The organism is Cohnella nanjingensis (assembly GCF_014212125.1).
Classification (GTDB): domain Bacteria; phylum Bacillota; class Bacilli; order Paenibacillales; family Paenibacillaceae; genus Cohnella; species Cohnella nanjingensis.
Map to the genome: position 1 here is coordinate 78850 of NZ_JACJVP010000020.1, position 22500 is coordinate 101349.

Sequence of the window (22500 nt, forward strand, 5' to 3'; positions counted from 1 at the left end):
ATTTCATAATTCAAAAACCCTTATACCGCTTGGGTTTTTGAGCGCACAAAAAAGGAGTACCTCCCCATTTTCTCGAAGTTAAGGTTACCCAACCAATACACGAGAAAGGAGTACTCCCATGTATTCTATTCAACAAGAAGAGCTGTTTTCCTTCGACGAGTTGATGAAAATGTCGGCGGAGTCGAAATACAGCGTTGTGCTGGAACATGCGCCGTTGGGACGCATTCTGCACGCCGTTAGCAAAAGTAGTCATCTCGGCCGGCCAGAGAGCTTGAATACACGCGCTATGATCTACTCGCTCCTGATCGGCAAAATGGAACATATCCGCTTCACTAAAGACTTGGTCAGTCGTTTGCGCTCCAGTTCTGAATTTAGAAGATGGTGCCGTTTTACAGATTCGGACCGGGTACCCAGTGAAGCCGCCTATTCCCGTCTTGTCACTAAACTCGATCAATGCGGCGTCCTCCGAGACGTTCAAGACATTGTGGTGGATCAGGCCATTGCCGAAGGCTTTCTTTCAGGTGAAGTGCTGGCTGTGGATTCTTCGCACATCGAAGCCTTCGATCGTAATCCCAAGTTGGACAAATCCAAAACGAAACCGGGAGCAGCCTCTCCCACCGAAGAGGAATCGGCTTTGCTTTCGGAAACGTCGTGCCAGCCGCCCGAGGTCGCAAAACCCACGAAGCCCAAACGTGCCAAGCGCGGCAGGGTTCCCAAAGCCGAAGCGGCAGCATGGCGCGAGCAAGTCGATGCTTACGAAGCGTCGCTGAACCTCTTTGAGCGAGAGGTAGCGGACATGCTGCCTGAAAGCTACGAAGCACTCATTGCCGACATGCCGCAGTTTCCAAGCACCGGTGCGAAGGGCGATCCGCGGGGAACCCATCGCGTCAAATTCTGGTACGGGTATAAGGTCAATCTATTGGTCGACACCGCGAGCCAGTATATCGTAACCGGGGTAACCTGCTCAGCCCATGTGAGCGACCAGCGGCCCGCTATTGTTTTGCTTAAGCGGTTAAAAGCGCGGTTCCCGCGCCTGCGTGTCAAGCACATCTTGGCAGACAAGGGCTATGACGGTGAGCCGGTCTATAAGCAAATCCGGGCAGCCGGCGCATTTGGTCTCATTCCGCTCGTCCACCGATATAAGGTGCCGGAAGGTGTCGATGAACATTTTCGCCCTCTATGTAGGCAGGGTCATCCTTACCGCTATGACAGCTACGATGCCAAGCGGGGAACGCTGAAATGGACTCGGCCGAAGGAATGCGCCACTTGTCCGCTGCAAAACCACGGCTGTCAAAAGGTTCATAAGACGAAAGTAGCTGACGATGCCCGCAAGTACACCGCGCCCGGTCGCGGCAGCGCGAAGTTTGCCGAGCTGTTTAAGCAGAGAACCGCAATCGAGCGCGTCTTTGCATACTTGAAACTCTATTTTGAGATGGGTTCTAGCCGTAAACGGAAGAAACGCGCGTTAGTGGATCTGGATTTAAGTTGTCTGACGTACAACCTGTGTAAGCTGGGATTAGATCGTTTGAACAAGTATCGCCGCAAGACCGTGCAAGCTGCGTAATTTTTTTAAAAGGGCTCGCTGGCCCTTGGCCAAGTGCTACTTCTGAATCGTCTTAATTATGAAATTGACTTTTCATACAACTTATTTGGCCCCTATCGGCGGAGAAAAGGCATTTACTTGCAAAAGTACAACTTATTCAGCAGAAANNAAAAAGTTGTACATTTACAATTGTTCGGTCGGCGTTGGAGGTCTGGAGGTCTAGCGGTCTGGAGGTCCGGAGGTTTGGAGGTCCGACAAATCTATGATGACGGAACAATAGGTGCTTAGAATGTCAGAATGTCCGCTTCCAAATAAGAATCAGATAGGCCATGTGGATTTCATCGTTGCAGCTCGTAAAGGCCGGATTCGCCGCTGTACGATCCTTTTATAGTCTGTCGCAATTTTCATTATAGTCTGTGACCTGGTAAGGTCATGCGTGTTTTTTGCGCATTTCGCGAACGATGCCGCCCCGTCCGGGTTGACAGTATTAGTTGCCAGGTATATAGTTGTCATAACAACTAATAAATCATTTACACGGAATCGAGGCGAACGGAGATCGATAACCCGAAGCATCCCGTCAACGAACGCTCGATCGGCTTCCGAATGGGGCTCACCTATCGCAAGCTGACGAATGTTTTCCAGCATCGGCTGAAGGCTTACGAGATCACCCCGGAGCAGTGGTCGACCCTCTATCAGATCTCGCTGTCCGACGGCCTGATTCAGAAGGAGATCGCCGACCGCACCGGCAAGGACCGGCCCGCGACGACGCGCATCCTCGATCATCTCGCGGAGAAGCAGCTCGTCTTCAAGAAGGCCGACCCGCAGGATCGCAGATCCTTCCTGGTGTTCATCACGGAGAAGGGGAAGCGGCTGGTCGCGGAGACGCTGCCGATCGAGGCATCCTTCATCGCGGAGGTGGCGAGCTGCATGACCGCCGAAGAATACGATCAACTCCTGTCGCTGATTCGGCGTATCGACGAGCGGCTCGATCGGTTAGAGAAATAATCGGATAGACGGGAGAATAGGGGCAAGAGAACAGAAGCAAGAGAATATTGAGAATAGAGAGAACAGAGAGAATAAGAGCGTATAGAGCGTGCAAGAGAATAGGAGAGAAGAAATCAATGCTGCAATCCGAACCGAATACCCGACTATGGACGAAGCCGTTCGTTGCGTTAACGATCAGCTCGTTTTTGTTGTTTTTGAATCTGCAGATGCTGCTGTCTTCTTTCCCGGCGTACGTCAAAGACGAGTTCCGCGTCGGCGATATGACGGTCAGTCTCGTCACCAGCCTCTTCGCGCTGTCCGCCATCGGCACGCGCTTCGCCACCGCGGCGCTCATGCGGCGGTACAGCCGGAATGCGCTATTGTACGTGGGACTGGCTATCGCGGGCCTCATCACCGGGATCTATGTGGCCGCCGATACGATCGGCTCGCTCCTCCTCATGCGGGTCGGTTACGGCATCGGCTTCGGCATGGCGAGCACGATCATTCCGACGCTCGTCTCCCAGATCATTCCCCGCAACCGCATGGGCGAGGGGATCGGTTACTTCGGCCTGTCCACCAGCCTGGCCATGTCCATCGGGCCGATGATCGGCCTCAACGTCATGAAGCATGCCGGATTCGGCACATTGTCGCTCGCGGGCACGGCAGCCGTCCTGCTGGCCATCCCGACGCTGCTGCTCACCCGCGCCATCCCGTCCGCCCCGGCGAAGCCGGCTGCTCGCCCGGACGAAGCGTTCAAGCCGGCTCCCGGGTTTAACGCGAAGTTATTGTTTCCCGCCTTGCTGAACGTACTCCTGGCGGTAACCTACAGCGGACTGCTCAGCTTCATCGCCCTGTTCGGCGAATCCGTGCAACTGGCGCAGGTCGGCCTGTTCTTCCTGTTCAACGCGGTGACGATCATCATCATCCGACCGATCTCCGGCCGGGTGTTCGACAAGCACGGCCACGCAGCGGTCCTCATTCCGGCCGCCGTCTGCGTCGTGGCGAGCCTGACGGTGCTCTCCTACACGACGGCGACGCCGACGCTCGTCATATCCGCGCTCCTGTACGGGCTCGGCTTCGGCGCGATCCAGCCGACGATCCAAGCCTGGATGCTGCGCTCCTCGACCCCCGAGCAGCACGGGATGGCGAACAGCATGTTCTACAACTCCACCGACCTGGGCGTCGCCGCAGGCGCCATGATTCTGGGCGGGATCGCGACGCTGACCGACTACGGGCAAATGTACCGGTATTCGGCGGGCTTCATGGTGCTGTTCCTCGTGCTGTACGCGATCGTCAGATTCGCGTCGGCCGGCAAGGCGAAGCGCCGCCAGGCGGTAGGGACGGTTTGACCGGCGCTGCCGGTTCCGCGCCTTCGCTGCCGGCATCGTATGGATATGCCGTCAGCCTTCATGCTTTCTCAAAATAAAAAGGGTACGCGATTATTTCGCGTACCCTCAGACTGTCGAGAAAGTCTCGGCAGTCTTTTTTATGTCCATTTGGTTTAACACGAAGGATACGCGATTATTTCGCGTACCCTTTGCGTTTGTGGAAGGACAGAGAGCGGAACTTCGTCGCCAGCTTCCGGATCCGTTCCGCGGAGAGGGCGCCGGCGTTCGAATGCAGGCTCTTGTTCTGCGCGCTTTTCATGACGACCTTGCCGGGATGGCGGGCGTACAGATAATTGCCGTACGTCTCGTACTCGGAGAAGCCGAACTGCTTTTTCTTGTTGATGCTGCGGATGATCGCACGGTACCAGCGGGTGCCATGCTTCGCTTCGAAGTCGCGCTTCATCGCGGATACCTTCGTTTTGTCGAACAGCATGTAGTGGGTGACAAAAGAGCGGGGAGCCTTCGCCCGTTCGCCCGTCAACTTCCGGTAAGTGACGAAGTATTCCGGCTGGCTCCATTTGCGGCAGTAGAATACCGTCTTGCCATCGACGAGAAAGCGGTGCGGGCGGATAAACACGGTATCGGCGTCCACGACGAGGTAGTGCTTCCGGGAGACGACCGACGTGCCGCCCAGCTTCAGCAGCTGCTGGTAAAGCCAGCCGGAGCGCTCCCATCGTTTGGAGCTGTAATGGATGTCGTTCTTCGTGATCGGGAGCACCTTGCGCTCGTTCACGAACGTGCAGCCCTTGCGCTTGCAAAGCTTGCGGATGCGCTCGCTCTCCGGCGAGACGACATAAATTCGGCCGATCGGATGCCGCACGTGAAGGCGGACGGCGTCGATCACGTGAGGAAGCGTGCCTAAATCTTTCTCGATCGCGGGGATCATCACGTCGATCTTCACCCAGTCGTCAACTCCCGGCTCATAATCAGGACCAACCTGAACTATGGTATGTCGGCGGGGGGGAGCCCGTTCCATTCAAGCCGGAGGGCGACTGTACGGGGAAATGGCGCGAGATCGGGCGCAGGAGTGGCCCTCTGTCCTCCCCGGGCGTCCTCAGCGCTACCCGGCTATCCGTCCTCCCCTGGTGTCCTCAGCGCTACCGGCTATCCGTCCTCCCCGGGCGTCCTCAGCGCTACCCGGCTATCCGTCCTCCCCGGGCGTCCTCAGCGCTACCCGGCTATCCGTCCTCCCCGGGCGTCCTCAGCGCTACCCGGCTATCCGTCCTCCCCGGGCGTCCTCAGCGCTACCCGGCTATCCGTCCTCCCCGGGTGTCCTCAGCGCTACCGGCTATCCGTCCTCCCCGGGCGTCCTCAGCGCTATCCGGCCCTCCGTCCTCCCCGGGCGTCCTCAGCGCTACCCGGCGCCGTCCTCGAACCGTTCAGCTCTCCCCCCGGAAGGCCGAAGGACTCACCCCCGAATGCTTCTTGAACACGTTGCAGAAATAGTTCTGGTCCTCGTAGCCGACGAGCTGGGCGACGCGCGCGATCTTGAGGGTCGTCGTGAGCAGCAGCTCCCGGGACCGCTCGATGCGCCGCTGCGTCACGTAGCCGCCGAAGCTGACGCCGACCAGCTGTTTGAACCGCTTGGCGAAGTAATTCGGATGAATGAAGTACGTATCCGCCACCCACTGCAAGGATAGATCTTCGTCGAAGCGGGAATCCGCATAGGCCTTCACGGCCGCGACGACGCGGTCCCCCGAGCAATCGTCCTCGCGCTCCCGCGGCGGTCCCCATGAACGCAGCGCATCGCGGAACCGGCCGGCCAGCTCCGTCCAGGCGGACAGGGACGCCAGCTCGGACGCCGGGTCCCCGGAAAGCGGCGCGGGCAGGACGACGCCGCGCTTCGCGGCATGCCGGCGAACCAGGTGCCAGATCTCCGCGTAGGCGTAGGCCAGCCGGCCGTAGCGGGCGTCCGGCCGCTCCGCGATCTCGCGGAACCGCTCGTGGACGCGGGCGATGAATTCCTCCCGCTTGTTCTCCTCCAGGAGCATCAGCAGCGTCCGCTCCGCGTCCTCGCCGAACGGAGGCAGTCCGGATTCGCCCGTGGCCGTCGCGTCGTCCTCGTAGACGTACACCCGTCCGTCTCCTCGCAGCAGTCTGTCGTTCATCGCTTCCTTCGCCTGGAGATAGGAATCCCGCAAGCGGGAGATGCTCCCGTGCACGCCGCCGAGCCCGACGACGACGTTCAGTCCCAGCCGCTCCCGCGTCCATGCGAGCGCGTCCGACAGGCAAGCGACGGCGTCCCTGACGATATCGGCGTCGTCGCATCCGAGGAACAGCACGACTTCATCCGGCTCGTAAGCGTGCTTGAACACGAGACAGTCCATGGGCAGCGGAGAGAGCGCGTGCTGCAGCACGTTCTGCATCGCGAATCGTCCGAGCGGCAGGTCCCGCTCTCCGAAGCGTCCGCCGCCGGCCGGGAGCGCGATGCGAGCCGTCGCGGCCGCGTAGCGCGACCTGCCGAGCAGATGCTGCGGGAGGCGGTTCCAGCTGCCTTCGGGCACCAGGATGCGATGCGTCAGCACGTGATCCGTCGCCCGCGCGTCGCTCTCGTCCAGCAGAGGGGCCCATGCCGTCAGCTCGGAACGGCGGATCGCTTCCTCTTGCTCCATGCGGACTTCGTTGCCAATCTCGGCCAGCAGCTCGTGCAGCTTGCGGGCGTCGACCGGCTTCAACAGATAGTCCTTCACTTGATGCCGCATCGCCTCGCGGACGTAGTCGAACTCGTTGAACCCGCTGAGGATGACGAACTTCAACCGCGGGTAAGCCCGGCGGGCCTCGTCGATCAACTGCAAGCCGTCCATGCCGGGCATCCGCACGTCCGTCAAGACGACGTCCGGCTCGCACCGCGACAGCTGCTCGAGCGCTTCGATGCCGTTGCCGGCTTCGGCGACCAAGCGAATGCCGCGTCCGTTCCAATCGATCTTGCTGATGAGTCCTTGCCGCAGCAAAGGCTCGTCCTCGACGATCATGATCTTCATCGCGTACCCTCCAGTCCGGTTTGGGGAATCGAGAAGTCGATGCGGGTGCCTGTCTGGGGCAGGCTGCGGATGACCATCCTCGGATCGCGTCCGTACGTCGTCTGGATGCGGCTGCAGACGTTCGCGAGACCGATCTCCGCGCGGGTAGGGGAGACCCGTTCGGAGACGAAGCCGCCCGGCGAACAGAGACGGTCTTGCAGCCGAAGCAGCGTCTCGGACGCCATGCCGACGCCATTGTCCTCGATGGTGAACGCCAGTTCGCCGCCGTCGAAGCGAATCCGGATCTTCACCTCCTTGGTCCCGATCTTCGGCTCCAGACCGTGGATGACGGCATTCTCCACCAGCGGCTGCAGCAGGAACTTCGGCACCGTCCTTGTCTCCGTACCCGGTTCGGCTTCGATCTCGTAGCGGAAGTCGCCGGCGAAGCGGATAACATAGATGGACAGATACTGGTCCAGATGGTTGAGCTCCTCCCGGATCGTCGCGAAGCTGCCTCCGTTCAAGTTGTAGCGGAGCATGCCGCCCAGCGCTTGACAGATATGCACGATGCGCATCTCGCCGTTGATGGCGGAGAGGCTGTCGATCGTGCCGAGCGTATTGTACAGGAAGTGCGGGTTGATCTGCGATTGCAGCGCTTTGATCTCCGCCTCCTTTTTGAGCAGTTCGGTCTCGTACACCTTGGTGATCAGATGCCGGATCTCCGCGGTCATCTTGTTGAAGCTGTGTTGGATGGTCGAGAACTCGTTGCGTCCTTTGACCTCGATGAAGGCGTCGAAGTCGCCCATCTCGACCTGCTTCATCTTCTTGTTCAGCATCTTCAGCGGACGGGTCACGCCGGCGGAGATGAGCGAGGAGAGCAGCATGGCCGCCAGGATGGCCGCCAGGCCGATCGCGAGCATCGTGTTCCGGAACCGGTTCACCTTCTCGTAGACGCGATTCAGCGGGGCTTTCCCGAGGACGACCCAACCGCTGAGGTTCAGCTGGCGGTACAGTCCGATGTAGGACGCCCGGTCGTCGGCCACCGCGAAGCTGGCCGCTTGCGCCGGAGAGGCTACGGCCTGCCGGTATCCGACGAACAGCGGATCGCCGGCGAGCGAGCGGCCGATCTCCGTCTCGTCTTCCGCGAAGACGACGGTCCCCGCGTCGTCGACGATGTAGTAGGCGTTCGCGGCTTCTCCGCGCAGGCCTTGAAAGGCGTGGCGGATGACGGCGGGATCGAGGTCGATCTTGAGATAGCCGACGGGATGCTGCTCGTTCGACGTGACGCGCTTCAACTGCTGCACGAAGCTGATCGTCGGCGTCGGCGTCAGCGAATTGCGGCCGGTGGCGACCGAAGACGTCCATAACGGCGCTCCGTCGCGTTCCGCGGCCAGGCGCGCGACGCGCATCAGCTCGTCGTTCATCAGCGAGCGCAGCTTCTGATTGTAATAATACATGCTCGAGATTTGGTCTTGATCGAGGGTGACGATCGTCAGGTTGGAAAGCGTCGGAATCTGCATGCGCTGCACTTCCAGCTTGTTGCGGTAATACTGCTTGTCTTCGAAGGAGACGGGGTTGTCCAGATACTTCTGCAGCGAGACGTCCGTGAAATAGCTGAGGCCGATGTTGCGGATCGTCTCGAGCTGCAGGGAGAGCGCGTCCGCCGATTGGCCGATCAGGCGCTCGAAGCCCTGGACGGTCGACGTCTTCAGCTCTTCGCGCATGATCCTGTAGTAAGAGAAGCCCATGATGGCGGCGGTCAGGCTGACGACGATAAAAAACGAAAGAATGAGCCGGGTGCGGAATTGCGCGCGGTAGCCGCCGAAGCGAAATCCAAGGCCAGCCAATCACTCACCTCCTCGTGCCGTAAGTGAGTATTCGACGGTCCGCCCCGCAATCCTCTCGCAACGGGACAAGAAGGCGACTTGGTTAGAAATTTGCTAAAGAGAGGTTAGAAAAATCCATAGAAAGCGCTGCCAAAGAGAGGCTACACTGAAATTGTTCCAACGATCTCACCTAAGGGAGGGTTACCCTTGACAGCGAACAACGGATCTATCGGCAAAAGAACGCTCGCGGCGCTCGCGGCCGCCTCGCTCCTCGTCGTCGCTGCGGCGTGCAGCGGCGGCGGATCGTCGGACGCTTCCCCCGGCGCCGGCGGCGGGAGCGCTTCGTCCGCCCAACCCAGCGCATCGTCCGGCGGTTCATCCGCCGATGCGGGCACGGTCGAGATTACGGTATGGGATCAACCGACGCCGGAAGATCCGACCAAATCCCTCAAAGAGCAGCTCTTCGCGGACTTCGACAAAGCCAATCCGAACATCAAGGTGACGCACGAAGCCATGCCCCAGGGCACGAACGACCGCGAAGTGTTCGTAACGGCGATGGCCGGCGGCAACGGGCCGGACGCCTATCATGCCGCGCACTTCCCGATCATCGGCGACTGGGTCGGGCAGGGGCTCGCGCTGGATTTGACCCCTTACTGGGATTCGTATGCCGACAACGCCCAGTATATCGAATCCTCGATGGCGGCGGGCCGCATCGATGGCAAAGTGTACGGCGTGCCGAACGACATGTACGTGACGGGCCTGTTCTGGAACAAGAAGCTGTTCAAGGATGCCGGACTCGATCCGAACAAGCCGCCTTCGAACTGGGACGAGCTCGTCAGCATGGGCAAGCAGCTGACCGATCCGGGCAAAAAGCAATACGGCCTTACGCTGCTCGGGATGGAGTGGGCGGATTGGTGGTTCGAGTATTACGTCTGGCAGGCGGGCGGAGATCTGACGGAGCTCCAGCCGGACGGGACGGTCAAGCTGACCTTCACCAGCGAGCCCGCCGTGACGGCGCTGCAATTCTACAAAGACCTGAAGTGGAAGCACAAGATCGTCCAGAACAACGTGCTGCAGAGCTACCAGGACAATATGAACGACATCTATCAAGGCCGGGCGGCGATGTCCAACGGCGCCTCCGGCGGGTTTGGCGACTTCGCGGCGAACGGGCTCGATCTGAACGATATCGGCTTCGCCCCGTATCCGGTCGGACCGTCCGGCAAGGGGCCGGGGCAGATCGGCGGCGCCTACTGGATTCTGAATCCGAAGTCGTCCAAGGCCAAGCAGGATGCCGCATGGAAGTACGTGACGTACATGGTCTCCAAGGAAGCGAAGGAGCGGATGCTGCAGTTCCAATCGGACAACGGCATCTTCCCGAACCTGCTGTCTGTCCGCAAGGACGTCGATCCGTCCAAGTTTACGCAGAACGTGCCGCAGGATCTCGTGGACGGCGTGAACAGGGCGGCCTCCGACACGCACCTGGAATATTACCTAAAGGAACGCCTAACGCCCTATGTGGTGAAGGCTGTGCAGAAGGCGCTGACGGATCAGAACGCCGATCCCGCCGCTTTGCTCAAGACGGCGCAGGACGCCGCCCAGAAGGAAGTCGTCGACGCCTACAACGCCTCCGTGCACAAATAATCCCGGGCCGGACGGGAGCGGCGGCCGCCCAATGGGACCGCTCCCCCCGTCCGGCGCCTGCGAAAGGATGACGGTCCATGAGAACGGTGACCGCGCCCAAACCCTCCGCGAGACCGCGCTGGATGCCGGTGCCGCGAGCCCGCCGGAGAAGCGTGCTGCTGTCGGCGCTGTTCCTCGCGCCGGCCGTCGTCTCGTTCCTGCTGTTCAAGTACTACCCGTTGTTCCAAGCCGTCTACATGAGCTTTTTCGACTATAAGGTCATCCACCCGCCCGGCCGGTTCGTCGGACTCGACAATTACGCGTATTTGTTCCACTCCACCGAGTTCTGGAACGCGCTCTGGAATACGTTCGCCTTTTTCCTGATCTATTTCGTGCTGACCTTCTGGGTGCCGATCGTGCAAGCGATTCTGCTGAACGAAGTGAAGTTCGCGAACAAGTCGATCCGGGTGCTCTACCTGGTGCCGACCGCGGTGCCGGCCGTCGCCGGCTTCCTGCTCTGGAAGTGGCTGTACAACCCGGATTACGGTCTGCTGAACTATCTGCTGGAATTCGTGCACCTCGGTCCCTACGGCTGGCTGAACGACCCGGCGATGGCCAAGTGGGCGATCGTCCTGCCCGCCTTCTTCGGAACGGGGATGAGCGTGCTGATCTACTACTCCGCGATCCAGGGGGTGCCGATCGAGAACGTCGAGGCCGCGAAGATCGACGGCGCGGGACCCTGGCGCCGGATGCGCTCCATCATCCTGCCGAGCATGAAGTTCGTCATCGGCATTCAATTCATCGCCTTCATCTCCGGCGTGTTCCTGACCTTCGATCCGATGTACATCATGACGGGGGGCGGACCGGCGAATTCCACCCGGACCTTGTCGATGCTCGTCTTCGACAGCTCCTTCAAGGAATTCCGGTTCGGCGTGGCGGGGGCCATCTCGTTCGTCATGTTCGTCATCATCGCGCTCATCACCTATCTGCAGATCCGGCTCTCGCGAACGGACTGAACGCCCAAGGCCGGCGGAAAGGAGCAAGCCATGGCACGCACACGCATTCGGGAACGGGGAGCCGCCTCCGTACGCGCCGTATCCTATTCGGTCGCCTTGCTGTTCATCATCGCATCGATCATCCCGCTGGCCTGGATGATCAGCTCGTCTATGAAAGATAACATCTCGATCTATAGGTTCCCGCCGACTTGGGTGCCGACGGTACCGAAATCGGTAACCGTCACGCTCGATTACGACGGGACGGCGCTGTCGACGAAGGACGACTACGAGCTTGAAGCGATGAAGGCGATCTGGTTCACATGGAAAAAAATGCAGAACGCCGCGATCGGTTCGCTGGGGGTCACCGGGGTCAAAGACGGCGTCACGATCTTCAAAGCGGAGATGCCTTCCTACAACTTCACCTCGGGCAGGCCCCAGATCGTGCCGACGCAGCTCTTCACCGACGCGACGATGCGCCTCAAGCTGCCGATGATCCGCGAGCGGAAGCTGACGCGCTTCGACTGGATCCCGGACAGGAGCGCCTACACAGGTCCGTCGGAGTCGGAGGCGGAATTGCCGGACACCGCGGCGAGCGTGCTGAATACGCTCGAGGGCGCCAACTACATCGACGGCCGCGTGCTTGCGGTGACGGAGCGAAGCGACTGGACGCGGCTGTTCGACAACTACATCGTCCTCTGGCAGATGGCCGGGGGCAAAGACAACGCGTACGACTTTCCCCGCTTTTTGCTGAACAGCACGATCGTCACCTTCGGCACGATCCTGAGCCACATGCTGATCGGTGGCATGGCCGGCTACGCGCTCGCGCATCTCGTTCGCGGCCGCGCGTCCGCATGGTGGACGCTGTTCTTCGTCGCGACGATCATGATCCCGGAGATCGCGATCCTCGTGCCGCTATATCTGACGATGGATAAGCTGCATTTAGTCAATACGTTGTGGGGCATCATCCTGCCGCATACGGCATGGGGCATCGTCATTTTCCTGTTCAAGGGCTTCTTCGAGCAGCTGCCCGGCGAGCTCCTGCAAGCGGCGAGAATCGACGGCGCCAAGGAATTCTCGATCTACTGGCGGATCATCGTCCCGATGGCGGCGCCGATCTTCACGGTCGTCTCGGTCATGACGTTCATCGGCGTCTGGAACGAATTTCTCTGGCCGCTCGTCGTCGCGCGCAAGCCGGACGTCTGGACGTTCACCGTGGCGCTGAACGACTTTCAGAACCGGCAGAGCATGGGCGCGAACGTCATCATGTCCAGCCTGATCGTGGCGACGGTGCCGCTCATGATCATCATCATCTCGTGCCAGCGGTTAATCGAGAAGGGCGTATCCTTCACCGGACTCAAAGGCTAAGGAAAGGCGGTAATCGCTATGGAACGCAAAACGGCGCTCGTGACGGGCTCCGGCAGGGGCATCGGCAAGGGCATCGCCCTCGCGTTGGCGCGGGCGGGCTACGAGATCGGCGTGCACTACCGGTCGAGCGGGGAGCTGGCGGAGGATACCGTCCGGCAGATCGCGGCGCTCGGCGGCCGCGCCGAGGCGATACAGGCGGACCTCTCGACGATCGAAGGCGTCGACGCGCTCTTCGCCGCGTACGCCCGGAAGTTCGACCGTCTGGACGTGCATGTCAACAACTCCGGCATCACGCGGATGGCGCCGTTCCTGGACACGACGCCCGCCATGTTCGACGAGGTCGTGAATACCGATCTTAGAGGGCTGTACTTCTGTTCGCAGCGCGCCGCGCGCCTCATGAAGGCGAACGGAACTAGAGGCGTGATCGTGAATATCAGTTCGAACCACACGCTGGGCACCTGGTCCAACGCGACCGTCTACGCGGCGGCGAAGGCCGGCGTGAACAAGCTGACGATGAACATGGCGCTCGATCTCGCGCCGGAGGGCATCCGGGTCGTCGGCATCGCGCCGGGCTACACGATGATCGAGCGCGCGAGCGGGGAAGAGGCGCGGCCGTATATCGAGAAGGCGTCCGCGCGCATCCCCATGGGGCGCTTCGCGACCCCGGACGAAGTCGGCGAGGCGTGCGTCTATCTCGCTTCGCCGCAAGCGGGCTACATCACCGGCACGACGCTGTATATGGACGGGGGAGCGCTGCTCCCGGTGCTGGCGGACCAACCTTGAGGAGCGTGGGATAACGTGAAGATCACGGGAATGACGCTGTACCATGTCCGGCCGAGATGGCAGTTCTTGAAGATCGAGACGGACGAAGGCATCAGCGGATGGGGCGAGCCGATCGTCGAAGGCCGCGCGCAGACGGTCGCCGCGGCGATCGGGGAGCTGAAGCGGTATCTGATCGGACAGGATCCGCTCAAGATCGAGCACCATTGGCAGGTCATGTACCGCGGCACTTTCTACCGGGGCGGTCCGGTGCTCGTCAGCGCGATCAGCGGGATCGAGCAGGCGCTATGGGACATCAAGGGCAAGTATTACGGCCTGCCGGTCTACGAGATGCTCGGCGGCAGCTGCCGGGACAAGATCCGGATGTACAGCCATTGCGGCGGCGCGACGCCCGAGGAGATGGCCGCGAACGCCGTGCGCAAGCGCGAAGCCGGGTTCACCGCGATCAAGATCGGCGTGGACGCGCCCGTCCGCCACGTGGACACGCTGAAGTTCGTGGAGAGCCAGGTCGCGAAGCTGGCGGCGATCCGCGAAGCCGTCGGCGGAGAGCTCGACGTCGCGATCGACTTTCACGGGCGCGTGAGCCCGGCCATGTCGATCCGTCTCGCGCAGGCTTACGAGCCGTATTATCCGATGTTCATCGAAGAGCCGTGCCTGCCCGAGAACGTGGATGCGCTAGCCCGCGTCGCGCAGTCTACCTCGATCCCGATCGCGACGGGCGAGCGGCTGTTCACCCGTTGGGGCTTTCGAGATGCGCTGGAGAAGCAGGCGGTGGCGATCGTGCAGCCGGATCTCTGCCATGCGGGCGGCATCTTCGAAGCCAGGAAGATCGCCGCGATGGCGGAGACGTACTACGGCTCCGTCGCGCCCCACAATCCGCTCGGCCCGATCTCGCTGGCTTCCTGCCTGCAGCTCGACGCCTGCACGCCGAACTTCCTGATCCAGGAGCATCCTTCGATGGCGGAACGATGGGATTTGGGGGAAGGCTACCTGAAGATGCCGTTCGAGATTCGGGACGGGTACGTGGACTTGCCCCGGGGACCGGGACTCGGCATCGAGGTGAACGAAGAGATGCTGCGCGAGCGTGCGTACCCCGGGGAATGGGATACGCCCTTGCTGTTCCATGAGGACGGCTCGTTCGCGGAGTGGTGACGGACGGGGCGGAGGCAGCCAAAGGAGCGGAAGGAGCCGCACCGCCGCCGGATTCAGAAGCCAGGCCCCCGGGTGTCCGCCATGTCGGCGGGCCTTGGGGGCCTGGCCGACGTCAAGGCCGGAACCCCATCATGAGCCAGGGGGCGGCGCAGAGCGTGACGAAGGCGGTGCACAGCATCGCGATGCCGGCCACCGAGCCGGCTTCGGCGTCGTATTCGAACGCTTTGCTGATGCCGGCGGAGTGCGCGCTAGTGCCGAACAGGATGCCGCGCGCGGCCGGGCTGCGGATGCCGAACCAGCGGACGACGAGCGGCCCCAGCACCATGCCCGTCAAGCCGGTGATCATCGTCGCGACGGCCGTGATCGTCGGCAAGCCTCCGATCGCGCCGGAGACGGAGACGGCGATCGGCGTCGTCGCCGACCGCGGGGCCAGACTGTCGACGATGTCGGTCGTCAAGCCCATCAGGCGCGCGAGCCCGGCCGACGTCACGATCGCGGCGACGGCACCGCAGCCGACGCCCCATACGATCGCCCGGATATTCCGCTTCAAGGCATCGGTATGCTTGTATAAGGTGACGGCTAGCGCGATCGTCGCCGGTTCCACCAGATCGCTCAGCCAGCCCGCGCCCGCGTCATAGGACCCGTAGGGGACGCCGGCGTACGCGAGCGCCGCGATCAGGATCGCAGGCGTAACGACGAGCGGCGTCAGATAGACCTTCGGCCACCGGCGGTACAAGAGCTTGGAAGCCGCATAGATCGCGACGGTGACGGCCAGCCAGAAGAGGGCGGTCATGAGGAGGTCTTCCCCTCGCGCCGTTGACGGCCGGTCATGCGCTCGCCGATCCAGCCGGCGCAGAGCATGACCGCGAGCGTGCTCAGCAGGATGGTCGCCGCGATGCGGAAGCCGCTGGTCACGACCAGCTGTTTGTATTGGACGATGCCGACGGCGGCGGGGATGAAGAACAGCAGCATCTCCGCGATCAGCCACTTCGCTCCGCGTTCGACCCACTGGGGACGGACGATCCGGAAGCGGAGCAGGACGAAGAGCAGGCCGATGCCGACGATGCTGCCGGGCACGGGCAGATGCAGAAACCGGACGGCGGCGTCCGCTAGCCGGGATAACGCGATCAGGGCCGCGATCTGCAGCCCCGTCAGGATGAAGGATCTCATTTATTTCTCCGACTCCTCTCTCTCCTCAGTATACGAGCGGCTGTATCATAGGTAAAATGAATATACAGCATCGCTTACATTCCAATTGTCTATGGGAGGTCGAGGCGTGGACATCCGGCACTTGCAATACGTCACCGAGATCGCGCGCCGCCGCAGCTTCACGCGGGCGGCGGAATCGCTGCACATCACGCAGCCGACGATCAGCAAGATGATCAAGAACCTCGAGTCCGAGCTGAACGCCGAGCTGTTCGTTCGCGACGGCAAGCGGCTGCGGCTGACGGATGCGGGCGAGACGATCCTGCGCCACGCGGGGCCGATCCTTCAAGGCTTCGAACGGCTTCAGGCGGAGCTGGACGACTTGACCTATCTGAACAAAGGCAGCATCCGGATCGGCTTGCCGCCGATGGCGGGCGCGAACTTTTTCCCGGACGTGTTCAAGCGGTTCCAGTCGCGGTATCCGGGCATCGCGATCAAGATCGCGGAGGACGGCGCGCGCAAGACCGTGGAACGGCTGGGAAACGGCGAGCTGGATGCGGGGGTCGTCCTGGCGCCGATCGCCGAGGACGTATTCGAATCGTTCCCGCTCTCCGACGACCGGATGAAGGTTATTCTGCATCCGTCGCACGCGATGGCCGGCCGGGACGAGATCGGACTGGCGGAGCTCGCGGCCGAATCGTTCATTCTGTTCAACAACGACTTCGCCCTGCACGACCGCATCGTCGAGGCGTGCGCTTCGCGCGGCTTCGCGCCGCGCATCGTTCACGAGAGCGCGCAGTGGGACTTCATCGGCGAGATGGTCGGCGCGGAACTCGGCATCGCGATGCTGCCGGGGACCGTATGCCGGCAGCTGTCGCCGGACAAGGTCCGGGCGATCCCGCTGGCGGACCCGGTCATTCCCTGGCGGCTCGCGATGGCCTGGCGCCGTGAAGGCTACCTGTCGCGCGCCGCCCGGGAATGGATCGCCTTCACCCGGTCGGCGTTCGGCGCCGGGGACTGAGCCATTGCCGGGAGACGTTCCGATCGGGGAGCGGGCTGACGCCCGGATGGCTTTTTCGACTGGGGATTTGATCCGCGACCGGCCGGTTACTCCGCGAAGATCAGCCTTCCGAACGCGGCCGGCAGATGGAAGTTCGGCTTGCCCGTCGGCGACCAGGCGGTCAGCTCAGACGGGCGGCCCGGCGAGCGGTCGATCCGGTACAGGTTCAAACGCCATTCGTCGCCGGGCCGCGGCGGAATATGGGCGGCTGAGGCGAACTCGGTCAGCGGAATCGCGAGCTCATAGTCGGTGATCCGCCGATCATCGTCGCGCCGCACGGCGCTGATCACCCGGTTATCGAGGCGTGCGTAGGGGAAGATGGAGCCGTTCAGGTCGTTGAAGATCGCATACTGCAGAACGGCGTTCAGCGGGTTGAGCTCGAATTCCAGGTAACGCTTCAAGTCGCCGTCGTGGCTGACGAACAGCTCGACCACGTCCTCCTCGTACAGCGGCTCGTTGAACGCCGTGTACGTCGCGTGAACCTCGCGGTCCTCGCATCGGAAAGATGCGTACAAGTAAAGGTCGTCCCAGCGCAGCTTCGCGCGCGTTCCTTGTTCGGGCGCCGAGCCCGAAGCCGAATCGAGGAGCACCGCCTCTTCGGCTTCCGCCCAGGCCGGTTTGTTCAAATCGCCGTCGATGCGGATGGGGGCGGTCGTTTTTAAGGCCGTATAAGCTTGCATGCGTCAGGTCTCCCGTCTATGCGGCTGCCGGATGCGAAGCGGTTGCCTTTCGCGACGTCCAGAGAAAGGCGTTGGGCGGCGATCGTCCGCCGCGTTCTCCGGCTGACCGGTTTTCCATCATCTTACCATTTGCGTCCGCAGCCGCCTATGATTTTCTGCGAAGGATGGCCCCGCGATGATCCGGTCCCCATTCGGGACCGGTTTTTTTTTTTTTTTGCCGTGCAAACCGATAGGGCGATTGATGGACATCGCTTCGTCTTTGAGCCAATGGTTGATCTTCGAACAAGCCAGCCGATACTCGATGAACGGCATCGCCGTCATCGACCCGATGGACGACAGGCTGCGTTTAGAGATGTAGTTTTTCTCGAAGAAACGATGAGGAAAGAAGGGCATGTATCTCCTGGAGGAGCGAAGCGTTTGCCTTTGCCGCCGTGAAATCCCCTTGTTACGGGGTTACTTATTCGGATTTCATGGCGGCAACAGCAACCGGAAGGGGATACATCCCGCAAAAATTTCTATCGCTAACGAAGAAGCAGGGGCCGTCCCTTAGTCATCTTGAATGACTGACGGGACGGCCCCTTTTTTCTGTTGATGGATCCATGTCGGCGACCGATTAATGATCCGCCGCTTCTTTGTCGTTGGACAAGCCGGCCACTTCGAACAGCTTGAACAGCAGGCTTAGGACGATGGCGACGACGGTGGCGAGCGCCATGCCCGAGAGGGAGAAGTCGCCGATCGTGATCTTCACGCCGGACAAGCCGGTGACGAGCACGACCGTCGTCAGGAACATGTTGGTCGGCTTGCTGTAGTCCACCTTGGATTCGACGAGCATGCGCAATCCGGAGGCGGCGATGACTCCGAACAGCAGCAGGGAGACGCCGCCCATGACAGGGCCCGGAATCGCGGCCACCAGGGCGGAGAACTTGCCGAAGAACGACAGCACGATCGCGATGACGGCCGCGCCGCCGATGACGAAGGTCGAGTAGACGCGCGTGATCGCCAACACGCCGATGTTCTCGCCGTAGGTCGTGTTCGGCGTCGCGCCGACGAAGCCGGAGACGAACGTGGAGATGCCGTTGCTGAACAGCGAACGGTGCAGACCGGGGTCTTTGGACAAATCCTTGCCGACGATGTTGCCGGTAACGATCAAGTGTCCGACGTGCTCGACGATGACGACCAGCGCCGCCGGGATGAGCGTCAGAATCGCGGAAGCTTCGAAAGTCGGGGACGTGAAGGTAGGATGGGTGATCCAAGAGGCCTCGTTCACCTTGTCGAAGTTCGTAAGCCCCATCAGCCAAGCGAGCACGTAGCCGAACACGATCCCGAACAGGATCGGGATGATCCGCATGAAGCCGCGGAACAAGACGGAGCCGAGCACGGTGACGAGCAGCGTGGCGGTCGACACGATGATCGTGTCGGCGTCCGGCTTCCAACCTTCTACGCCACCGCCGATCCAGCCAGCCATATTCGGCCCCGCAGCGACGGGAATCAGCTCCAGGCCGATGACCGCGACGATGGCGCCCATGGCGGCCGGGGGGAATACGACGTGGATCCAGTTCGTGCCTGCGAGCTGGACGATCAGGGCAACGACGATGAACACGAGGCCCGCGACGACGAAGCCGCCGAGCGCCGCCGCATATCCCGCATCGGGCATCGTATGCGCTTCGATAATGGCGGTGACGGGCGCGATGAAGGCGAAGCTCGAGCCGAGGTAGGCCGGGATTTTCCCTTTGCAGATCAAGATATACAGCAGCGTGCCGATGCCGTTCATCAGCAAGCAGATCGCGGGGTCTACGCCGAGCAGGTTCGGGACGAGCACCGTAGAGCCGAACATGGCGAAGAGGTGCTGCAAGCTCAGCATGATGCTTTGGCCGAGCGGGGGTCTTTCATGTACGCCGATCTCACGTCTCATGGGGGGCGAATTCCTCCGATAATGGGGTTATAGTCCTAAATCCTTTGTTGATTCTACAGAGTTCGACGCCGTTTGGCAAGCGCTTCCGAACGGTTTTTTGCGCTTGTGCGCAGGTTTCGCGGGGAGGCGTCATTTTCGAGTTTTAGGCATTCGGCAGAATGCGCATAAGCGGGGGAGGGAAAAAGCGCGCTTCCGCTCGGCGGCAACCGGTCGCTTGGTGGCGGTCGGAGAGCGGGCGCGAGGCAGATCGGGAGTGCGCGTAAGGCAGAAGGAGAGCGGGCGCGAGGCAGATCGGGAGTGCGCGTAAGGCAGAAGGAGAGCGGGCGCAACCGGCTTTCGCGCACGCGAAAAAGCCGCCGTCCTCTTGCGAGGCAGCGGCTTGACGCCGTTCGAGGTGACCGACAGACGGCACTTGCGGCGGCTTAAACGCCCGAATAGGCCATGAAACCGCCGTCCACCGGCACGACCGTGCCCGTGACGAAGCCGGACGTCGTCTCGTCCACGAGCCAGAGCAGCGTGCCGAGCAGGTCCTCCGGCTGTCCGAACCGCCGCATCGGCGTGTGCGAGATGATCTTGCCCGAACGCTCCGTGAGCGAGCCGTCTTCCTTCTTCAGCAGCTTGCGGTTCTGTTCGGTGAGGAAGAAGCCCGGCGCGATCGCGTTCACGCGAATGCCCGATTCGGCCAGATGGACGGCGAGCCACTGCGTGAAGTTGTCGATCGCCGCCTTGGCGGCGCTGTAGGCCGGCACCTTCGTCATCGGCGAAGGCGCGCTCATCGAGGAGACGTTGAGGACGACGGCGCCCGGACGGCCCAGCATGGATCGCGAGAAGATCTGCGTCGGGATGAGGGTGCCGACGAAGTTCAGATCGAGCACGTTGCGAAAGCCCGTCACGCTCAGATCGTAGAACGTCGTCACGCCCGGCTGGTTCAGGTCCTCCGGCCGGAAAATCTCGTTCGTCGTATTGGCGCTCGGATGGTTGCCGCCCGCGCCGTTCAAGAGAATGTCGCAGGGGCCGAACCGCCCGTCCACGATGCGGGCGGCGGCTTCGACGCTCTCCGCGTTCGTGACGTCGCACGCGACCGCGATCGCCGTGCCGCCGGCGGATTCGATCTCCTGGACCACTTGAAGACCTTTCTCGACGGTCCGGTTCAGGATGGCGACCTTCACGCCTTGGCGAGCGAGCTCGATCGCCATGACCCGGCACAAGACGCCGGAGCCGCCAGTGACGACCGCGACTTTGCCGGCCAATGCGGGATGGATCGGCAGGGAGGCGGTCATGGCTTCACCTGCTTTTCTGCCCGACGCTCCGCGGCATCCCACACGCCCCACAAGTACATGATCCCGAGCGCCCGATCATAGAGACCGTAGCCCGGCCGGCAGACTTCGCCCCAGAGGTGGCGGCCGTGGTCCGGACGCGCATAGCCCGCGAAGCCGATGTCGTGATAAGCCTGCACGATGCCGGCAATATCGACGGTGCCGTCCGCCGTGCGGTGCGACGTCTCGATGAAGTCGCCGTTCTCGTAGACGCGTACGTTGCGGATGTGCGCGAACGGAATCCGGTCGGCGAATTCATGAATCATGCCGATGATATCGTTGGCCGGATTGGCGCCCAGCGAGCCGCTGCAAAGGGTGATGCCGTTGAACGGGCTGTCGTGCAGCTTCAGAAAGCGCCGCAGATTGGCCTGGCCCGTGATGATGCGCGGCAGGCCGAACACCGGCCACGGCGGATCGTCCGGGTGGATCGCCATCTTGATGTTGTGCCTGGCGGCGACGGGGATGATCTCGTTCAGGAAGTAAGCGAGATTGTCCCACAGATTGTCTTCGGTGACGTCCTTGTACGCTTCGAAGAGCGAAGTCAGATGCGCCAGACGCTCCGGTTCCCAGCCCGGCATCGTCAGCTCCGAATTCGCGTTGATGCGCTCGACCAGCTCGAAGGGATCGATATCCTCGATCTTGCTTCGCTCGTAGAACAACGCCGTCGAGCCGTCCGCCATCTCCTTGCGCAGATCGGTGCGCAGCCAGTCGAAGACGGGCATGAAGTTGTAGCAGATGACCTTGACGCCGACTTGCGCCAGCTTCTCGATCGTTTTTTTGTAATTCTCGATATAGACGGAGCGGCTCGGCAGCCCCAGCTTGATGTCCTCGTGAACGTTCACGCTCTCGACGACGTCGATGTTCAGCCCCGCACGCGCCGCTTGATCGCGTACGTGCAAGATCTTGTCCATCGGCCATTCCTCGCCCGCGGGCATGTCGTGCAGCGACCACACGATGCCCGTTACGCCTGGAATCTGCCGGATATGGTCCAGCGATACGGTGTCGTTCGTCTCGCCGAACCAGCGAAATCCCATTTGCATCTCCGATTTCCCCCTCGTCCTCATTGAAAATATTGCGGGTATTTCTCCTTCAACATCGTCAGATCCGCAATGCTGAGCGAGAGATGCTCCCGCATGACCCGTTCGGCGCGGTCCGCATCGCGGTTCCGGATGGCGATCGCCATCTGCTCGTGCTGCGCATACAGATGACTCCACTGATGATCGGTCACCAGCCGCAGCAGCCGGCTCCGGTTCAGATGCACGTTCATCTGCTGGATCGCCGCCCAAGTATTCAGCTTGCGGCACCCTTCGAAGATCGTGCGGTGAAAGGCTTCGTCCAATTCGAACATGCGCTTGTCGTCCGTGCGGGCCATGCTCTCGCGCTGCTCCCGCAGGTTCTCCTCGAGCGCCTCGAGGCGATCCTCGGGGAACGATTCGCAGGCGAGGCGGATGACGGCCTTCTCGAGCTGCTCGCGCATGAAGCGGGCCTCCTCCACCAGCTCCGAATCGATCAGGGAGACGAACGTGCCCCGCTGCGGCAGCACCTGCACCAGTCCTTCCTGCGCGAGCCGCACGAAGCTCTCGCGGACCGGCGTGCGGCTGACGCCGAACGCGAGCGAGGCGTCCTTCTCCGACAAAGCCGTTCCGGGCGGTAGCTCCAGGATCAGAATCTGATGGCGGAGCTTCGCGTAGACGGCTTCCCGGGCGGAGGTCGACGGCGGCATTCGGTATTGATCCATCTGATCACCTCCTAGGATTCCATACTACCATACTT

Annotated in this window: 19 protein-coding genes; 9 read left to right on the plus strand and 10 right to left on the minus strand. The window is 61.6% G+C overall.

Annotated elements, in window-relative coordinates:
• Positions 1–118 precede the first annotated feature (118 nt).
• The 3 genes from H7C19_RS11820 to H7C19_RS11830 all read left to right on the plus strand — a co-directional run bounded on the left by H7C19_RS11820 (position 119) and on the right by H7C19_RS11830 (position 3876).
• Positions 119–1564, plus strand: coding sequence for a transposase (locus H7C19_RS11820; protein WP_185142846.1), 1446 nt, complete (start codon positions 119–121; stop codon positions 1562–1564).
• A 582-nt stretch (positions 1565–2146) separates the two neighbouring features.
• Entirely contained in the window at positions 2147–2548 is a 402-nt protein-coding gene (locus tag H7C19_RS11825; protein WP_185142847.1) for a MarR family winged helix-turn-helix transcriptional regulator, read from the plus strand.
• Positions 2549–2664: 116 nt separating this feature from the next.
• Positions 2665–3876, plus strand: a complete 1212-nt coding sequence (locus tag H7C19_RS11830; RefSeq protein WP_185142848.1) for an MFS transporter — start codon at positions 2665–2667, stop codon at positions 3874–3876.
• 172 nt (positions 3877–4048) lie between these two features.
• On the opposite strand, the gene H7C19_RS11835 is transcribed toward H7C19_RS11830, so the two are convergent.
• The 3 genes from H7C19_RS11835 to H7C19_RS11845 all read right to left on the minus strand — a co-directional run bounded on the left by H7C19_RS11835 (position 4049) and on the right by H7C19_RS11845 (position 8722).
• Positions 4049–4801 carry a DUF6492 family protein gene (locus H7C19_RS11835; RefSeq protein ID WP_185142895.1) on the minus strand — a complete coding sequence of 251 codons (753 nt, stop codon included), beginning with the start codon at positions 4799–4801 and terminating at the stop codon, positions 4049–4051.
• 493 nt (positions 4802–5294) lie between these two features.
• Positions 5295–6896, minus strand: coding sequence for a response regulator (locus H7C19_RS11840; protein ID WP_185142849.1), 1602 nt, complete (start codon positions 6894–6896; stop codon positions 5295–5297).
• Positions 6893–8722, minus strand: coding sequence for a cache domain-containing sensor histidine kinase (locus H7C19_RS11845; protein ID WP_185142850.1), 1830 nt, complete (start codon positions 8720–8722; stop codon positions 6893–6895). The genes H7C19_RS11840 and H7C19_RS11845 overlap by 4 nt, the downstream gene beginning before the upstream one ends.
• A gap of 186 nt (positions 8723–8908) precedes the next feature.
• Between H7C19_RS11845 and H7C19_RS11850 the strand changes: the two genes are divergently transcribed.
• The 5 genes from H7C19_RS11850 (at position 8909) to dgoD (ending at position 14613) form a co-directional block, all read left to right on the plus strand.
• Positions 8909–10342 carry a sugar ABC transporter substrate-binding protein gene (locus tag H7C19_RS11850; protein ID WP_221469203.1) on the plus strand — a complete coding sequence of 478 codons (1434 nt, stop codon included), beginning with the start codon at positions 8909–8911 and terminating at the stop codon, positions 10340–10342.
• 77 nt (positions 10343–10419) lie between these two features.
• Entirely contained in the window at positions 10420–11337 is a 918-nt protein-coding gene (locus tag H7C19_RS11855) for a carbohydrate ABC transporter permease (RefSeq protein ID WP_246469447.1), read from the plus strand.
• Between the two features lie 30 nt (positions 11338–11367).
• Positions 11368–12681: a carbohydrate ABC transporter permease gene (locus H7C19_RS11860; protein WP_185142851.1), complete on the plus strand. Its 1314-nt coding sequence runs from the start codon at positions 11368–11370 to the stop codon at positions 12679–12681.
• A gap of 18 nt (positions 12682–12699) precedes the next feature.
• Positions 12700–13464, plus strand: coding sequence for an SDR family NAD(P)-dependent oxidoreductase (locus H7C19_RS11865; protein ID WP_185142852.1), 765 nt, complete (start codon positions 12700–12702; stop codon positions 13462–13464).
• Between the two features lie 15 nt (positions 13465–13479).
• Complete coding sequence (gene dgoD, locus H7C19_RS11870; protein WP_185142853.1) at positions 13480–14613, plus strand: galactonate dehydratase; 1134 nt, start codon at positions 13480–13482, stop codon at positions 14611–14613.
• A gap of 112 nt (positions 14614–14725) precedes the next feature.
• Here the strand turns inward: dgoD and H7C19_RS11875 are convergent, their stop codons facing one another.
• Both H7C19_RS11875 and H7C19_RS11880 read right to left on the minus strand, forming a co-directional pair.
• On the minus strand, positions 14726–15406 hold the full coding sequence (locus H7C19_RS11875; protein ID WP_185142854.1) for an LrgB family protein: 681 nt from the start codon (positions 15404–15406) through the stop codon (positions 14726–14728).
• Positions 15403–15783: a CidA/LrgA family protein gene (locus tag H7C19_RS11880; RefSeq protein WP_185142855.1), complete on the minus strand. Its 381-nt coding sequence runs from the start codon at positions 15781–15783 to the stop codon at positions 15403–15405. The genes H7C19_RS11875 and H7C19_RS11880 overlap by 4 nt, the downstream gene beginning before the upstream one ends.
• Positions 15784–15889: 106 nt before the next feature.
• Here H7C19_RS11880 and H7C19_RS11885 point away from each other — a divergent pair, with 106 nt between their 5' ends.
• Positions 15890–16780, plus strand: coding sequence for a LysR family transcriptional regulator (locus H7C19_RS11885; protein WP_185142856.1), 891 nt, complete (start codon positions 15890–15892; stop codon positions 16778–16780).
• Between the two features lie 86 nt (positions 16781–16866).
• Here H7C19_RS11885 and H7C19_RS11890 read toward each other — a convergent pair whose 3' ends face one another.
• The 5 genes from H7C19_RS11890 to H7C19_RS11910 all read right to left on the minus strand — a co-directional run bounded on the left by H7C19_RS11890 (position 16867) and on the right by H7C19_RS11910 (position 22465).
• Complete coding sequence (locus H7C19_RS11890; protein ID WP_185142857.1) at positions 16867–17499, minus strand: carbohydrate-binding family 9-like protein; 633 nt, start codon at positions 17497–17499, stop codon at positions 16867–16869.
• A gap of 613 nt (positions 17500–18112) precedes the next feature.
• Positions 18113–19411, minus strand: a complete 1299-nt coding sequence (gene uraA / locus H7C19_RS11895; protein WP_185142858.1) for a uracil permease — start codon at positions 19409–19411, stop codon at positions 18113–18115.
• Positions 19412–19833: 422 nt separating this feature from the next.
• Positions 19834–20691: an SDR family oxidoreductase gene (locus H7C19_RS11900; RefSeq protein WP_185142859.1), complete on the minus strand. Its 858-nt coding sequence runs from the start codon at positions 20689–20691 to the stop codon at positions 19834–19836.
• Positions 20688–21767, minus strand: coding sequence for a mannonate dehydratase (uxuA, locus tag H7C19_RS11905; RefSeq protein ID WP_185142860.1), 1080 nt, complete (start codon positions 21765–21767; stop codon positions 20688–20690). Before uxuA ends, H7C19_RS11900 begins: the two co-directional genes overlap by 4 nt.
• Positions 21768–21787: 20 nt before the next feature.
• A complete protein-coding gene (locus H7C19_RS11910) occupies positions 21788–22465 on the minus strand; it encodes a GntR family transcriptional regulator (RefSeq protein ID WP_185142861.1) in 678 nt (225 codons plus the stop codon).
• Positions 22466–22500 lie beyond the last annotated feature (35 nt).

Bases quoted from the DNA above. Each gene is read 5' to 3' on its own strand.
- H7C19_RS11820 (WP_185142846.1), top strand. From the start codon at position 119: ATGTATTCTATTCAACAAGAAGAGCTGTTTTCCTTCGACGAGTTGATG.
- H7C19_RS11825 (WP_185142847.1), top strand. From the start codon at position 2,147: ATGGGGCTCACCTATCGCAAGCTGACGAATGTTTTCCAGCATCGGCTG.
- H7C19_RS11830 (WP_185142848.1), top strand. From the start codon at position 2,665: ATGCTGCAATCCGAACCGAATACCCGACTATGGACGAAGCCGTTCGTT.
- H7C19_RS11835 (WP_185142895.1), bottom strand. From the start codon at position 4,801: ATGATCCCCGCGATCGAGAAAGATTTAGGCACGCTTCCTCACGTGATC.
- H7C19_RS11840 (WP_185142849.1), bottom strand. From the start codon at position 6,896: ATGAAGATCATGATCGTCGAGGACGAGCCTTTGCTGCGGCAAGGACTC.
- H7C19_RS11855 (WP_246469447.1), top strand. From the start codon at position 10,420: ATGAGAACGGTGACCGCGCCCAAACCCTCCGCGAGACCGCGCTGGATG.
- H7C19_RS11860 (WP_185142851.1), top strand. From the start codon at position 11,368: ATGGCACGCACACGCATTCGGGAACGGGGAGCCGCCTCCGTACGCGCC.
- H7C19_RS11865 (WP_185142852.1), top strand. From the start codon at position 12,700: ATGGAACGCAAAACGGCGCTCGTGACGGGCTCCGGCAGGGGCATCGGC.
- H7C19_RS11875 (WP_185142854.1), bottom strand. From the start codon at position 15,406: ATGACCGCCCTCTTCTGGCTGGCCGTCACCGTCGCGATCTATGCGGCT.
- H7C19_RS11880 (WP_185142855.1), bottom strand. From the start codon at position 15,783: ATGAGATCCTTCATCCTGACGGGGCTGCAGATCGCGGCCCTGATCGCG.
- H7C19_RS11890 (WP_185142857.1), bottom strand. From the start codon at position 17,499: ATGCAAGCTTATACGGCCTTAAAAACGACCGCCCCCATCCGCATCGAC.
- uraA (WP_185142858.1), bottom strand. From the start codon at position 19,411: ATGAGACGTGAGATCGGCGTACATGAAAGACCCCCGCTCGGCCAAAGC.
- H7C19_RS11900 (WP_185142859.1), bottom strand. From the start codon at position 20,691: ATGACCGCCTCCCTGCCGATCCATCCCGCATTGGCCGGCAAAGTCGCG.
- uxuA (WP_185142860.1), bottom strand. From the start codon at position 21,767: ATGCAAATGGGATTTCGCTGGTTCGGCGAGACGAACGACACCGTATCG.
- H7C19_RS11910 (WP_185142861.1), bottom strand. From the start codon at position 22,465: ATGGATCAATACCGAATGCCGCCGTCGACCTCCGCCCGGGAAGCCGTC.